The sequence below is a fragment of the Streptomyces sp. MP131-18 genome (assembly GCF_001984575.1).
In the GTDB taxonomy this organism is placed as follows: domain Bacteria; phylum Actinomycetota; class Actinomycetes; order Streptomycetales; family Streptomycetaceae; genus Streptomyces; species Streptomyces johnsoniae.
This window is the reverse complement of sequence record NZ_LZNS01000001.1, coordinates 332119-347691: the sequence shown is the minus strand read 5'-3', so window position 1 is coordinate 347691 and position 15573 is coordinate 332119. Positions and strand designations below refer to the sequence as shown.

The following is a 15573-nucleotide window of genomic DNA, read 5'->3' as shown; positions in this document are numbered from 1 at the left end:
GGTGCGGTTCTAGTTTCTGTTCACTCGAACAATCTGGGTCCGGTGGCGGGCCGCCGCCCACGGGGCGCGCGTCCGCGCCACCGGGCGGTGCGCAGATACTGCTCGGGGGCGGCGGAACGGGCGGCGACGGCCCGCCCGGCCCCCGGTACGCAGGCGCGAGACGAGGCGGAGTGGCATGGGAAAGAGCGGACGGACGCGCAGGGATGTCATCCTGCGGATGCTGGACGAGCGGGAGCGCCTGGAGGTCGCCGAGCTGACCCGGCGCCTCGGTGTCTCCGCGATGACCGTCCGCCGCGATCTCCATGAGTTGCAGCAGGACGGCGTGCTGCGCCGGGTGCACGGCGGGGCCGTGCGCCGGGAACGTTCACCGTTCGAGACCCGCAGGGTCGCGCACGCCGAGGAGAAGCTCCGCATCGCGGCCCGCGCCGCCGGGCTGGTCGACGACGGCGACAGCGTCGCGATCGACACCGGCACCACGGCGCACAGCGTCGCACGCGCGCTGCGCGGCAGGCGGGATCTGGTGGTCGTCACCAACTCCATCCACGTGGCAGGCGAGTTCCAGGGGGCGCCCGACTCCTCGGCCAAGGTGCTGCTGGCCGGCGGGGTGATCGCTCCGGAGCTGTGCCTGGTCGGATCGCTCGCCACGGAGACCATCCGCAAGCTGCACGTGAACAAGCTCGTCCTGGGCTGCGGCGGGCTCACCGCGGAGCGCGGTCTGACGTTCTTCGACATCGAGGAGGCCGAGGTGCGCCGCGCGATGCTGGAGATCGCCGAGAAGGTGATCGTCGTGATGGACCACACCAAGTTCGGCCGCACGGAGACGATCTCCGTCGCCCGCCTCGACCAGGTGGACGTGCTCGTCACCGACGCCGAGCCCCCGCCCCCGTACGCCCGGCTGTGCCGCGATAGCGGTGTGGAGCTGGTGATCGCCTGACAACGGGCAGACAGGAGACCTGATATGGCCAAGGCCCCCGCCGCGCCGACCCACCTGAGGACCGGGTATCTCACCGACCCCCTCGGCATCGACGCCGAGCGGCCGGACCTCTCCTGGCGGCCCGCCGCCGGTCGGCAGCGCGCCTACCGGATTCAGGTGGCGTCCACCCCCCGCCGGCTCGCCGGCGGCGAGCCCGATCTGTGGGACAGCGGCCGGGTGGCGGGTGAGCGCGGTGTCGCGGTGCCGTACGCCGGTCACCCGCTCGGCTCCGGCCGGCGGGCCTGCTGGCGGGTCCGGGTGTGGGACGAGGACGGCACGGCGTCCGCCTGGAGCCGGACGGCCGGGTGGGAGACGGGGCTGCTGGAGCCGGCCGACTGGGGCGGCGCGCGCTGGGTGACCGCACCCGAGTGGGCCCCGCCCGCCACCGAGGAGCACGACCCGGACCGCGCGATGCCGCTGCTGGCCCGGGACTTCCACCTGGACGCGCCCCTTCGCAGGGCCCGCCTGTACGCCACCGCCCTGGGCGTCTACGTCCCCACCGTCAACGGGCGCCGCATCGCCGCGGCCGAGCTCGAACCCGGCTACACCGCCTACGACAAGCGGCTGCTGTACGCCACCTACGACGTCACCGGCGCGCTGCGGGCGGGCGCCAACACCGTCGGCTTCCGGCTCGCCGGCGGCATCGCCCACGTTCCCGACGTGCCGGGCCGCTACCAGAAGCTGCACGTCAGCTACGGCCTGCCGAGGCTGCTCGCGGTGCTGCGCATGGAGGCGGAAGACGGCTCCGTCACCACCCTCGTCACCGACGAGAGCTGGCGCACGGCGCCCGGCCCGGTCACCCTCTCCGACTGGTTCGGCGGCGAGGAGTACGACGCCCGCCGCGAACGGCCCGGCTGGGACGCGCCGGGCGCCGCCGCCCGCGCCGGCTGGCGTCCGGCGGTCGCCGTGCCCGCCCCGGACGTCGCGCTCACCGCCCGCGCCCACCCGCCGGTCGAGGTCGTGGCGGAACTGACCGCCGTCTCCGTCGACGAGCCGCAACCCGGCGTCCACGTCGTCGACTTCGGTGTCAACATCGCCGGCCGCCCCGAGCTGCGTGTCGCAGGGCCCGCCGGTACCACCGTGACGCTGCGCCCCGCCGAGCTGCTGAACGACGACGGCACCGTCAACCAGCGCTTCACCGGCCGTCCCTGCTACGACGCCTACACCCTGCGCGGCGACGCCACGGGGACCGAGGAGGTCTGGCATCCGGTCACCGTCTACCACGGCTTCCGCTACGTCCAGGTCGAGGGACTGCCCGGGCACGCCAGCACCGCCACCGTCCGCGCGCAGGTGCTGCGCGCCGCCAACCCGCCCGCGGGGGGCTTCGACTGCTCCGACGAGCTGATCACCGGCATCCACCGGCTCGTCGACCGGGCCGTCCAGTCCAATATGTACAGCGTCCTCACCGACTGCCCGCACCGGGAAAAGCTCGGCTGGCTGGAGGAGACCCACCTCGTCTTCCCCGCCGTCGCGGACAACTACGACGTCGCCGCGTACTACCGCAAGCTGGTGCGCGACATGGCGGACGCGCAGACCGCCTCGGGGCTCGTGCCGGGAATCGCGCCCGAATACACCGTGTTCGCGGACAAGTTCCGCGACGACCCGAACTGGGGCGGCGCGATCGTCCTGGCGCCCTGGCTCCTCTACCGCAGGTACGGCGACACCCCCACGCTGCGCGCCCACTACCCGCACATGGAGCGCTATCTGGACCACCTGGCCTCCCGGGCGGACGGCGACCTGCTCTCCCACGGGCTCGGCGACTGGATGTCCTTCGACAACTCCACGCCGAAGGCGGTCACCGCGACCTACGCCTACCACCGCCTCGCCACCGCGATGGGCCGGATCGCCGCGGTCCTGGGCCGCGAGAACGACGCCCGGGACTACGCGGCACTCGCCGACCGGGTCGGCCGCGCCTTCCACCTGGCCTTCTTCGACGCCGGGCGGCACACCTACGCCACCGGCAGCCAGGCCGCCGACGCCCTCGCCCTGGAGCTGGGCGTCGTGCCGCCGGCCGAGCGCGACGCCGTGCTCGCCCATCTCGTCGCCGCCATCCGCGCCGAGGGCGACCACGTCACGGTCGGCGAGATCGCCCTGCCCTCGCTGCTGCGGGTGCTCTCCGCCCATGGGCGTGACGACGTCGTCCACGACCTCGTCACCCGGACCGACAGCCCCAGCTACGGCTACCAGATCGCGCACGGCGCGACCGCGCTCACTGAACGCTGGGACGGGCCCACCCGCGGCTCGTCGCAGAACCACTTCATGCTCGGCGCGATCCAGGAGTGGCTCACAGCCTCGCTCGCCGGCATCCGCCAGGCCGACGACTCGGTCGCCTTCGACCGCATCGTCATCAGGCCCGCCCCGGTAGGAGACCTCACCCATGTCGACGCCTGGTACGACACCCCCCGCGGCCGGGTCCGCAGCTCCTGGCGGCGCCCGCCCGGCGGCGGCTTCCTCCTCGACGTCACCGTGCCCCCGGGGGCGCCCGCCCGCGTCGAGGTGCCGCTGCCCGGCGGTGCCGCCCCCGCCCCGGCGCCGCCGGGCGCGCGGGCGCTCGGCGCCGAGGGCGACCGGGCCGTCTACGAGGCGGGTCCTGGCAACGTGCGCTTCAGCGCCGGGGCGTGACCGGGAAGTAGACCGCGTAGCTCTCCTCCTCGACCTCGTGCAGCGGCACGAAGCGCAGCCCCCGGTCCTGACCCAGGGCGCGCCAGGAGCCCCGCCAGGCGAACGGATCGCGCTCCTCGTCGGGGGCCAGCAGCGTCTCCGGACGGGCCGGGTCCCCGACCAGGCGGCGCTCCTCGTCGCACAGCCCGGCCAGGACCACGGGCCCGTAGCGGAACGCCACCGCGTCCGGCCGGTCGGGCAGGGGCACCGCCCGCAGCGCGCGCGGCAGTTCCAGGCGGACGACGTCGTCGTGCCACACCCGGCGGACGGTGGCGCGGCGGGCGCCGTCCGGCACCTCCCGCCGCTCGCCGTTCACCGTGAGCGTCACCGGGCCGCTCACCCACTCCGGCACCCGCAGCGCAAGCTCGAACTCGCTGGGCTCCGCGGCCCGCACGGTCAGCTCGACGGCCCAGTGGCCGGGACGGCCGCGCGTGCCCCGGTCGTCGGTGGCGGCGATGTGCGTGCCGACCTCCGGGTCGGGCCGCTGCGTGAGCTCCACCTCCCCGGCGCCCGCGTTCCAGCGGGCCGTGGAAGGTATGTACTGGCAGACGGACACGCCACCGTCGTGGCCGTAGTACACGTAGGCGTTGTGCCGGGTGTGGGCCTGCACCATCGTGCCGTAGCAGCACCAGAAGCTGTCCGTGGCGGTGCCCCACCGCTTCCGCGCGCCCGGCCGCAGCGGCAGGTAGTAGGCGGCCATGCCGGTGCGCGGGTGCTGCTGCGCCAGCACGCCGTTGTAGAGGTTGAGTTCGAGATAGTCCGCGTATGCGGGGGCGCCGGTCCAGCGCAGCAGGGTGTCCGCCAGCCGCATCATGTTGTACACCGTGCAGTGTTCCTGCGTCTTCGTTCCCAGGCGGGCGGCGAACGCGTGCGGCGGCGTCCACACCTCCTCGCTGCTCTGCCCGCCCGTGGCGAAGTACCCCCGGTCGGTCACCGCGCACCGCCAGTACGCCTCGGTGACGCGCCGCCAGCGTTCCTCGCCGGTGACCTCGTAGGCGCGGGCCGCGCCCAGGGCCTCCGGAATCGTGGTGTTGGCGTGCCGGTTGGTCAGCGGGTCCTCGCCCGCGAGCAGCCGGTCGAAGAGCCGGGGCCGGTCGTAGCGGTGCACGAGGTCCAGGTGGGCGGGGTCGCCGGTGATGCCGTAGAGGTCGGCCCAGACCTCCAGCATGCCGCCGGTCTCGTAGTCGAGGATGTCGTCGAGCCCGGCCCGGGAGAACCCGCCCGTCCACCGGTGGAACCACCGGGCCGCGCCCACGGCCGTCTCCAGCGCGTCGTCGCTGCCCAGGTAGCGGTACGCGTCGAGCAGCCCCATCAGCGTCTTGTGCACGGTGTAGTGCGGGGCCCACACGGGCTTCCCGGCCGCGACGCGGTGCAGGTACTTCTCCGGGATGGAGAACACCCATTCGCCGCCGTTCTCCCGCTGGAGCCCCGCCAGCCGGCCGACGATCCCCTCGGCCCGCGCCCGCAGCTCCGCGTCCCCTGTGGTGGCCACGATCCTGGCCGCCGCGGACAGCCAGTGGCCGAGGAAGTGGCCCCGCAGCTGCGAGGCCAGCGCCTCCCAGCCGCCGAACCCGGCCCCCGGCTCGGGCGGGGCACCGGGCGTGAAGACGCCCGCCTCGTGGACGAAGCCGCGCAGCAACTGCCCGGCGCCGAGGCTCATCAGGTAGGTGCGCACCAGGCCGAGACGGCGCTGGAACGGGTTGGGCAGCTCGGTGTAGTCGATACGGCCAAGGCTGGCCGGCAGGCGGACGCGGTCGGGGGGAAACGCCGTAAGCGCGGGAAACGGTCGCATCGCATCAGGAAGACGGCCGCGGCCGCCAGCTGTCAATACCTTTTCAGCTGTTTTCAGCCGTTCTCTGTATTTTATGGGGAGTTGTGATGCCGTCGTACTTCGAGGACCTCACCCCCGGCACGGGGCTGCGCCGGCCCCGCGCCGCGTTCACCTCCGACGCCGGGCGGCTGAGCCTCACCGGGACGTGGCTCTTCCGGCTCTCCGCGACCGCGGAGGGCGCACCGCTGGACTTCCTCGGCCCCGAGCCGCCGCCCGGCGGTTTCACCGAACTGCCGGTCCCCTCCCACTGGGTGCTGCACGGCCATGGCGTCCCGCGGTACACCAACACCGCCTACCCCTTCCCGATCGACCCGCCGCACGTGCCGGACGACAACCCCACCGGTGACCACCGGCTCGCGTTCGACCTGCCCGCCGGCTGGCGGGCGGCGGGCAGCGTGCTGCGCTTCGAGGGCGTCGACTCCTGCTTCCGCGTCTGGCTCAACGGGCAGTGCCTCGGCACCGCCAAGGGCAGCCGCCTGCCGGCCGAGTTCGACGCAGGACCGGCGTTGCGCCCCGGCCCCAACGTGCTCGCCGTGCGCGTGCACCGCTGGTCGTCCGGCAGCTACCTGGAGGACCAGGACATGTGGTGGCTGCCGGGCATCTTCCGCGAAGTCGCCCTGCTGGAGCGCCCGGTGGGCGGCGTCGACGACTTCTTCGTGCACGCCGGCTACGACCACGTGACCGGCCGGGGCACGCTCGCCGTGGACACCGGGGCGCCCGCCCTGATCACGGTGCCCGAACTGGGCATCGAGAACCTGCCCGCCGGGCGGGAGGCCACCGACCTGGCGGTGGAACCGTGGACGGCGGAGACGCCGCGGCTGTACGACGGCCACCTCACGACCCACGGGGAACGGGTCCCGCTGCGCCTCGGCTTCCGCACCGTCGCGATCACCGGCGGCCTGCTGACCGTCAACGGCACGCCGCTGCTGCTGCGCGGCGTCAACCGGCACGAACACGACCCCGACCACGGCAGGGCACTGTCCACCGCGACCATGCGTGCGGACCTGCTGCTGATGAAGCGGCACAACGTCAACGCGGTCCGCACCGCCCACTATCCGCCGCACCCGGCCTTCCTCGACCTCTGCGACGAGCTGGGGATGTGGGTCGTCGACGAGTGCGATATCGAGACCCACGGCTTCATCCACGCGGACTGGCGCGGCAACCCCGCCGACGACCCGCGCTGGGAACCGATGCTCCTGGACCGGATGCGGCGGATGGTCGAGCGGGACAAGAACCACCCGAGCGTCGTCGTCTGGTCGCTGGGCAACGAGAGCCACCACGGCCGCAATTTCGGTGTCCTGGCCGACTGGACCCGCTCTCGCGACCCCGGCCGGCCGCTGCACTACGAGCGCGACCGCAGCTACCGCCACTCCGACTTCTACAGCCTCATGTACACCCCCGTGGACGAGGTCGAGCGCATCGGGCGGCGCGAGGAGGCTGCCCCGCCCGAGACGGCGGACGACCCGGAGCTGGAGGCCCGGCGCCGCGCGCTGCCGTTCCTGCTGTGCGAGTACGCCCATGCCATGGGTAACGGTCCCGGCTCGCTGGCCGCGTACCAGCGGGTCTTCGAGCGGTACCCGCGCTGCCAGGGCGGCTTCGTCTGGGAGTGGATCGATCACGGCTTCCGCCGCCGTACCGCCGACGGCCGGGAGTTTTTCGGCTACGGCGGCGACTTCGGCGACCACCCCCACGGCGGCACCTTCTGCATCGACGGACTGGTCTTCCCCGACCGCACCCCGTCCCCAGGACTGGTCGAGCTGAAGAAGGTGTTCCAGCCGGTGACCGTCGAACTCGCCGGGGAACGGCTGCGCGTGGCCAACCGCCACGCGTTCCGCGACCTGTCGCACCTGCGGTTCACCTGGACCCTGGAGGACGACGGGCGGCGGGTCGCCGCCGGCGAGCTGCCGGTCCCGCGCGTGCCCGCGGGCGGAACGGCCGAGCTGCCGGCCCCGCGGCTGCCGGCCGCCGCGGGGGAAGGATGGCTCACGGTGCGGGCCGAACTGGCCGGTGACGAACCGTGGGCCGCGGCCGGACACGAGGTCGCCTGGGGCCAGTTCGCCGTTTCCGCCCCGCCCGCGCGACCGGTCGGCCCCGGCCGGGCCGCCCGGCGCCGCGGTGACGTGGTCGCCCTGGGCACGGGGCTGTTCGACGCCCGCACCGGCGTGCTCGGCCGGCTCGGCCCGCTCGGCCTGGAAGGACCGCGCCTCGACATCTGGCGCGCGCCGACCGACAACGACCGCGGCATGGGCGCGAACTCGGTCGCGTGGGAGTGGCACCTCGCCGGTCTCGACCGGATGGAGCACCGCACCGTCTCCGTCACCCCGCGCGAGGACCGGCTGGTGGTGGAGACCCGGGTCGCCGCCGCCGGCACCGAGCGGGCCCTGCGCGTCCGCTACACCTGGACGGCGGCCTGGCCCGCCCTGCGGCTGGAGGTGCACGTCGTCCCGGAGGGCCCCTGGGACGACCTGCCCCTTCCGCGGCTGGGTGTACGGCTGGCGCTGCCGGCGGACTGCGACGCCGTCCGGTGGTTCGGCAGGGGACCGGGGGAGGCGTACCCGGACAGCCGGGAGGCCGCCCGCGTGGGGCTGTTCGCCACCACGATCGCCGGCCTCCAGACGCCCTACGTCGTGCCGCAGGAGAACGGGCACCGCGCGGAGGTCAGGTGGGCGGAGCTGGGCGGCCCGCGCCACCGGCTGCGGATCGAGGGCGCGCCGCACTTCGGCCTCACCGCCCGGCGCTGGACCACCGGCGACCTGGCGGCGGCCCGGCACCCCACGGACCTGGTGGAACGGGACCGGGTGTACGTGAACCTGGACCTGGCCCACCACGGCCTGGGCAGCGCCTCCTGCGGCCCGGGGCCGCTGCCCGAACACCGGCTCGTTCCCACGGAGACCGCGTTCGCCCTCCTCTTCCGCGCCCTGACCTAGGCATACTTTCCTGCCGGGCCGGTGACGCGGTGGGTGCCGGAGGACACCTCGACCGGCGGGGCGCCGGGCAGTTCGATCACCGCCGTCGCACCCGTCGGCACCACGGCCTCCACCGCCAGCCGCCCGGCTTCGACGCGCCACCCGGCCTCCGCCGGCCCGTACGGGGTGAGGTGCCGGGCCCACGCGTGCGTGAGCCCGCCGCCGGGCCGGGGCGCGACCCGGAGACGCCGGTAGCCGGGCGCGGCGGCGGAGAGCCCGGCGACGGTGCGGTGCAGCCAGTCGGCGACCGCGCCGAGCGCGTAGTGGTTGAACGACGTCATCTCGCCGGGGTTGACCGTGCCGTCGGGCAGCATGCTGTCCCAGCGCTCCCAGACCGTGGTCGCGCCCCGGGTGACGGGGTAGAGCCAGGAGGGGCACTCGCGCTGGAGCAGCAGCCGGTACGCCGTGGTCAGTTCGCCGCCGTCGGCGAGGGCGTCGCACACCACGGGCGTGCCGGCGAAGCCGGTGCCGATGCGGTGACCGGCGTCGGCGACGAGCCGCGCCAGCCGCGCCGCCGCCCCCCGCCGCGCGGCCGCAGGCAGCAGGCCGAAGCGCAGCGCCAGCGCGTAGGCGGTCTGCGTATCGGAGGTGAGGCGGCCGGCGGGCGTCAGGTAGGCGGCGGTGAACGCGGCGCGGAGGGCCGCCGCCATCGCCCCGTACCGGCCCGCGTCGCGCTCCTCGCCCAGGACCCGGGCGGTGTCCGCCAGCCGCCCCGCCGACGCGGCGGCGTACGCGGAGGCCACCAGGTCCGGGTCGGTCAGGGCGCGGCCCGGGTCGTCCGGCGGTGCGGCCGGGTCCAGCCAGTCGCCGAGCTGCCGGTCGTGCCGCCACAGCCCGTCCCCGTCGAGCCGGGAGGCCACCAGCTCCACCCAGGCCCGGGCGCTGGGGTACTGCGCGCGCAGCACCCCGGCGTCGCCGAAGCGTTCGTACAGCGTCCAGGGGGTGAGCACGGCCACGTCGCCCCATACGGCCGCGGGCCAGGACGGCGACCAGTCCGGCCGCCACGCCTCGGCCTCCAGCGTGGGCACGAAGAACGGCACGGTGCCGTCGTCGTACTGCTCGGCTGCCAGGTCGGACAGCCACGACGTCAGCATGCCGGCGCAGTCGTAGAGGAAGCAGGCCGTGGGCGCGAAGACCTGGAGGTCACCGGTCCAGCCCAGCCGCTCGTCGCGCTGCGGGCAGTCGGTCGGGACGTCGAGGAAATTGCCGCGCATGCTCCACACGACGTTCTCGTGCAGCTGGTTGAGCAGCGGCTCCGAGCACTCGAACCAGCCGGTGCGGCGCAGGTCGGTGTGGAGGACCTGCGCGGTGACGTCGCCTGGCCGGAGCTCGCCGGGCCAGCCGGTGACCTCGGCGTAGCGGAACCCGTGGAAGGTGAACCGCGGCTCCCACTCCTCGGCCCCGCCGCCGCGCAGGGTGTACCGGTCGGTGGCCTCGGCATCCCGCAGCGGCCGGGTGCACAGCTCACCGTCCTGGAGGACCTCGGCGTGGCGCAGGGTCACGGTGGTACCGGCGGGGCCGTCCGGCCTGATGCGGAGCCGGCCGACGAGGTTCTGGCCGAAGTCGAGGATCGTGCGGCCGGCGGGCGAGACGAGGACGCGGGCGGGCGAACGCTCCTCGGTGCGGCGCACGGGCGGTCCGGTGGGGGCGACGAGCGTGGCCGCGTCGCGCGCGACCGCCAGGACCGGATGCCAGCCGGACGCATCGAAGCCCGGCAGGGAGAAGCCTGACGGCGTCAGCCGGGCGTCGTGGGACTCGCCGTCGTACAGGCCGGCGGCCAGCAGCGGACCGTACGTGCAGCGCCAGCCCCGCTCGCCGGTGCCGAAGCGCACCTCGGTGCCGTCCGCGCAGACGACTTCCAACTGGGCGAGCAGAGCCAGCTCGCCGCCGTAGTAGGCGTGCACGCCGCCCTGGAACCCGATGCGCCCCCGGTACCAGCCGTCGGCGAGCCAGGCGCCGAGCGCGTTGGGGCCGGCCCGCAGCAGGCCGGTCACGTCGTACGTGGCGTAGCGCAGCCGGTGGTGGTAGCTCGTCCAGCCGGGGGCCAGTACCTGGTCGCCGACCCGGACGCCGTTGAGCTCCAGCTCGTGGACGCCGTGCGCGGTCGCGTACAGGCGGGCCCGCGAAGGCGCGGCCGGAAGCGCGAACTCGCCCCGCAGCAGCACCGGGCGCTCCGGCTCCCGCTCGGCAACGGGAACGGCGGGGGCGACCATGGCGGCCGTGAAGTCCCCCGGGGTCAGCAGCCCGGCCTCGACGGTCAGCGACGGGCTCCAGTCCGATGCGGCGCCGTCCTCGCCCCACACCCGGACCCGCACCTCGCGCCGTTCCCGGGAGGCGAGCGCGGGCGCCCCGGCGGGCCAGGGCACCAGCACGGAGTCGGGTCCTGGGAGTCGGCCGGTACGCCACGCCGTTCCGCCGGGGTCCTCTGGGGCGCGCAGTTCGATCTCGTGGGCCGCCTGCCGCCAGCCGGGCCGCCCGGCGTGGACCGTCCACGACAGCCGGGGCCTGGGCTCGCCGATACCGAAGGGCTCGCGGTGGTGCTCGGCGACCGGCGTGCCGACGCGGAGGTGGGCGGGGTCTGGCTGGGAGGTGGACAACACGGCGGATCTCCTTCGCTCGTCGCGAAACCGGGTCGGGCGCGCTGCTCCTCAGGGCCGGGTCAGGCGTTCCGCGGTGAACCGGTCGGTGATCAGGACGTTGACCAGGCCGCCGCGCAGCGCGCCGCGCACCGCCTCGGTCTTGCGCCGCCCGCCGGCCACGGCGACGCACCGGGGCACCGCGCGCAGCCCGTCGGGCGTGATGCCGATGACGCGCTCGGCGGTTCCGGTGTCCACCGGAGTGCCCGCGGCGTCGAAGAAGTTGAGGCACACGTCGCCCACGGCACCGGCGGCGCGCAGCCGTTCGATCTCGGCCGCGGAGAAGACGTTGCCGCTGCTGGCCAGCACCCGAGAGGGTTCGAGCGACCCGATGCCGACCAGCGCCACCGTGATGCCGTCGAACAGGGCGAGACCGGCGGCGACGAAGGGGTCCTCGCGCAGCGCCTTCGCGCTGGCGGCGGAGCCCGCGACCCCGGGGGAGGGCAGGTGGACGGCGTCACCGTGCAGCACCCGGGCCATCCGGTCGGTGAGCCGGGTCGCGTGCTCGGCGGCGGCCGGATCACCCACGCCCCCCAGGACCTGCACCACGCGGACCCCGGCCAGTCCCGGCGCCGGGTGGAGGTGGTCCACCAGGGCCAGCAGGGAGGCGCTCCACGAGGAGATACCGATGACGTCGCCGGAGCGCAGCGTGGCTTCCAGGTAGTACGCGGCGGCGGCGCCGAGCTCCGGCAGGATGCGCTGTTCGTCGTCCTCGCCGACCTCCACCACGAGCGCCAGCCTGAGCCCGTAACGCTCCTGCAGGGCGCCCTCCAGCTCGGGATGGGTGCCGGCCGGCGGGGACACCGTGATCCGCACGATCCCGTGCTGCTCCGCCTTGCTCAGCAGCCGCGACACCCGGGCCTGGGACAGCCCCAGGCGCCGCGCTATCTGCGGCTGGCGCACGCCCTCGGTGTAGTACATGCGCGCCACCCGCGTCATGAGGCGCAGTTCCTCGGGCGATGCCATCGCTCGTTCCTCCTTGAGAAGTCCCGTGGCCGCCGGTGCGGTTGCCACCTTGACGGGTCCCCGACAGAAGGCTAGCTTATGGTGAATCAACATTCATAGCTGAATGGATATTCAGATGACCCTGTTGACGTGGTGTCGTCGATGACGCTGAGGCCCGTTCCTGGCAGCGCGCGCCAACTGCGCGAGCTGCGCCGCTCATTGACCGAGGCCCCTGTGGCGGAGCGCAGAGCCCGGCTCGCCGGCATCGCCGCGGCGATCCGCCGGCGAGACCTGGAGATGATCCTCCGTGCGGGCATGGGGCACGTGGGCGGTGACTTCTCCGCCGTCGACATCCTGACCGTCCTCTATCTGCTGGTGCTCGACTGCGACCCGGAGCACCCACGGCTGCCGGAGCGCGACCGCTTCATCCAGAGCAAGGGCCACGGTTCGGGCGCGCTGTACGCCACACTCTCGTACGCCGGCTTCTTCGCCGACGCCGATCTTGACACCTACATGGCGCCGCTCTCCCCGCTCAACGGCCATCCGGACTGCCGCAAGATCCCCGGCGTGGAGACCAACACCGGGCCGCTGGGCCACGGCCTGCCCTTCGCCGTCGGCTCGGCCATCGCCGCCCGGCTCGACGGCAGCCCGCGCCGCACGTTCGTCCTCACCGGCGACGGTGAGCTGCAGGAGGGCAGCAACTGGGAAGCGGCGCTGACCGCCGCCCAGCACGGCCTCGACAACCTGACGGTCGTCGTCGACCGGAACGGACTGCAACAGGGCGCCCGCACCGAGGAGACCTCGGCCCTCGAGCCGCTGCCCGCCAAGTGGGAGGCGTTCGGCTTCACCGTCCGCACCGTGGACGGCCACGACCACGAGGCCCTGCGCCGCGAGTTGTGCGCACCCGCGCCGCCCGGACGGCCCCGGTGCCTCATCGCGGTGACGCAGAAGGGCCGCGGGGTGTCCTTCATGGCCGACCGGGTCGAGTGGCACCACCGGGTACCGAACGCCGAGGAAGCCCGGCGCGCCATGGAGGAGTTGCAGGGATGACCGCCGCCCCCGCCTCGGAGCCCGCCGAGGCCACCGCGAGCCCGCCGGCGTACGACTGCCGGGTGGCGTTCGCCGCCACACTGCTCGAACTGGCCGCCGCCGACCCGCGGGTGGTGGCCGTGTGCAACGACTCCGTCGGCTCCAGCAACCTGAAGGAGTTCGCCGCCCGCCACCCCGACCGGCTCGTCAACGTCGGCATCGCCGAGCAGACCATGGTCGGGGTGGGCGCCGGTCTTGCGGGCGGCGGGCGGATTCCCTTCGTCTGCGCCGCCTCCCCGTTCCTCACCGGGCGGGCGCTGGAGCAGATCAAGGCCGATGTGGCGTACTCGCGGGCCAACGTGAAGCTGTGCGGCATGAGCCCCGGCCTCGCCTACGGCCAGCTGGGCCCCACCCACCACAGCATCGAGGACCTGGCCTGGCTGCGCGCCCTGGCGGACCTCACCGTCGTGGTCCCGGCGGACCCGGCCCAGACCGCCGAGGCGGTGCGCTGGGCCCACGCCCACGACGGGCCCGTCTTCCTGCGCATCGGCCGCACCCCGGTGCCCGCGCTCACCCCCCATGTCCCGTTCGAGCCCGGCCGCGCCGCCGTGCTGCGCCGCGGCGACGACGTGACGCTGGTGGGCCTGGGCACCACGGTCTCCCTCCTGACCCAGGCGGCCGACCGGCTCGCCCTGCGGGGCGTCTCCGCCCGCGTGCTGAACATGTCGACCGTCAGCCCGCTGGACGAACGGGCCGTGCGCGACGCTGCCGAGCACACCGGCGGCATCGTCACCGTGGAGGAGCACACCGTGCGCGGCGGGCTCGGCGGCGCGATCGCGGAGACCGTGGTCACCCACCGGCCCGTACCCATGCGCATCCTCGGCGTGCCCGGCGTGTTCGCCCCCACCGGCGACGCGCGCTTCCTCCACGAGCACTTCCACATCACCGCCGCCGCGGCCGAACGGGCCGCACTCGACCTCCTCGGGCGCGGCCCGTGAAGTCGCCCGCCGTCCTCGCCCTCGACCAGGGGACGTCCAGCACCAAGGCGGTGCTGGTGGACGCGGACGGCATCGTGCGAGCCACCGCCGCGCGCCCGCTGGCGCTGGCCCACCCGGGCCCGGGGCGGGTGGAGCAGGACCCGGCGGAGATCTGGGCGAGCGTCGTGACGGCCGCGGGCGAGGCACTCACGGCACTCGCCGGGCGGCCGGGCACGGAGCTCGCGGCCGTCGCGCTCAGCACCCAGCGCGAATCGGTGCTCGCCTGGCGGGCGGACACCGGCGAGCCGCTCGGCCCGCTGGTCAGCTGGCAGGACCGCAGGGGCGCGGCGCACTGCGCGCGGCTGGCCGCGGGCGCCGAGGGCCGGGAGATCACCGCGAGGACCGGCCTGCCCGTCGACCCGATGTTCTCCGCCACCAAGGCCGCCGCCCTGCTGGACGAGCTGGATCCCGGCCGCCGCGCCGCCCGTTCCGGCCGCATCCGGGTGGGCACGGTGGACGCCTGGCTGCTGCGCCGCATCACAGGGCGCGACGTGACGGAGATCGGCAACGCCTCCAGAACGCAGCTGCTCGACCTGGCCACCGGAGCCTGGGACCCCCACCTGCTCGACGTGTTCGGTGTGGACCGCGCCGCCCTGCCCGAACCGGTCCCGTCCACCGGGCCGTTCGGGAGCGCCGACGGCCTGCCAGGCGTACGCCCCGGCACGCCGCTCGCCGCCGTGCTCGCCGACTCGCACGCCGCCCTGTTCGCCCACGGCGCCGGCCGCCCCGGCCTGGTCAAGGCCACCTACGGCAGCGGCTCGTCGCTGATGGCCCTGGCCCCCGCCGGAACGGACCCCGGGCCCGTACCCGAGGGCCTGGCCCGAACGGTCGCCTGGCAGCTGCCCGGCGCCGGCCGCGCCCTCGCGTTCGAGGCCAACATCGCCGCCGCCGGCACCGCCGTGCGCTGGGCCGCGCACCTGCTGGGCACCGACGAGCGCGGGCTCGCCGCGCTGGCCGAGGAGGCCGGGGAGACCACCGCCGTCCTGGTGCCCGCCTTCGAGGGCCTGGGCGCCCCCTACTGGGACCGCCGGGCCACGGCGGTGTTCACCGGCTTCACCCAGGCCACCACCCGTGCCGAATTCGCGCGGGCCGCGCTCGACTCGACGGCGTTCCAGGTCGCGGAGACCCTCCTCCTGTTCGAACGCGCCCTCGGCCCGCCACGGGTCCTGCACGCGGACGGCGGAGCGAGCGCGAACGCCGCGCTCATGCGGCTCCAGGCCGACCTCTGCGGCTGCCGGATACGGATCAGCGCGCATCCCGAGAACTCCGCGCTCGGCGCCGCCCGCCTCGCCGGAGTCGCGCTCGGCCTGTGGACGGACGCGGACGTGCGGCGCCACGCGGAGCGGGACACGACCCTCGCCCGGCCCCGGCGGGACGCCGCCTGGCGCGCCGAACACCTCGCGCGCTGGCGCGACGCCGTCCGCCGCGCACGGCTCCCGAGCGACGATCCACCGGACAGGCCCTAGGCACCCACACCCACACACAGTCAGGAGCA

9 protein-coding genes are annotated in these 15573 nt (G+C 74.7%); 6 read left to right on the top strand and 3 right to left on the bottom strand.

Going from position 1 to position 15573, the window contains the following annotated elements; genetic code table 11:
• Positions 1-175: 175 nt before the first annotated feature.
• Entirely contained in the window at positions 176-934 is a 759-nt protein-coding gene (locus STBA_RS01695; RefSeq protein ID WP_077057534.1) for a DeoR/GlpR family DNA-binding transcription regulator, read from the top strand.
• 24 nt (positions 935-958) lie between these two features.
• The gene (locus STBA_RS01690) at positions 959-3595 is read left to right on the top strand and encodes an alpha-L-rhamnosidase (protein WP_077057533.1); all 2637 of its coding nucleotides are present in this window, start codon (positions 959-961) and stop codon (positions 3593-3595) included.
• On the opposite strand, the gene STBA_RS01685 is transcribed toward STBA_RS01690, so the two are convergent.
• Entirely contained in the window at positions 3579-5426 is a 1848-nt protein-coding gene (locus STBA_RS01685) for a beta-L-arabinofuranosidase domain-containing protein (protein WP_077057532.1), read from the bottom strand. The two genes, STBA_RS01690 and STBA_RS01685, sit on opposite strands and share 17 nt — an antisense overlap.
• A gap of 86 nt (positions 5427-5512) precedes the next feature.
• Here STBA_RS01685 and STBA_RS01680 point away from each other — a divergent pair, with 86 nt between their 5' ends.
• Positions 5513-8392, top strand: a complete 2880-nt coding sequence (locus tag STBA_RS01680) for a glycoside hydrolase family 2 TIM barrel-domain containing protein (protein ID WP_077057531.1) — start codon at positions 5513-5515, stop codon at positions 8390-8392.
• On the opposite strand, the gene STBA_RS01675 is transcribed toward STBA_RS01680, so the two are convergent.
• Positions 8389-10644: an alpha-L-rhamnosidase gene (locus tag STBA_RS01675; protein WP_253195199.1), complete on the bottom strand. Its 2256-nt coding sequence runs from the start codon at positions 10642-10644 to the stop codon at positions 8389-8391. The two genes, STBA_RS01680 and STBA_RS01675, sit on opposite strands and share 4 nt — an antisense overlap.
• A gap of 435 nt (positions 10645-11079) precedes the next feature.
• Positions 11080-12033: a sugar-binding transcriptional regulator gene (locus STBA_RS01670; protein WP_077057530.1), complete on the bottom strand. Its 954-nt coding sequence runs from the start codon at positions 12031-12033 to the stop codon at positions 11080-11082.
• Between the two features lie 141 nt (positions 12034-12174).
• Here STBA_RS01670 and STBA_RS01665 point away from each other — a divergent pair, with 141 nt between their 5' ends.
• The 3 genes from STBA_RS01665 to STBA_RS01655 are packed head-to-tail and all read left to right on the top strand — an operon-like array spanning position 12175 to position 15544.
• Positions 12175-13062, top strand: a complete 888-nt coding sequence (locus tag STBA_RS01665) for a transketolase (RefSeq protein WP_077057529.1) — start codon at positions 12175-12177, stop codon at positions 13060-13062.
• Positions 13059-14039 carry a transketolase C-terminal domain-containing protein gene (locus STBA_RS01660; RefSeq protein ID WP_077057528.1) on the top strand — a complete coding sequence of 327 codons (981 nt, stop codon included), beginning with the start codon at positions 13059-13061 and terminating at the stop codon, positions 14037-14039. Before STBA_RS01665 ends, STBA_RS01660 begins: the two co-directional genes overlap by 4 nt.
• The gene (locus STBA_RS01655) at positions 14036-15544 is read left to right on the top strand and encodes an FGGY family carbohydrate kinase (protein ID WP_077057527.1); all 1509 of its coding nucleotides are present in this window, start codon (positions 14036-14038) and stop codon (positions 15542-15544) included. The genes STBA_RS01660 and STBA_RS01655 overlap by 4 nt, the downstream gene beginning before the upstream one ends.
• The last annotated feature ends 29 nt before the right edge of the window (positions 15545-15573 follow it).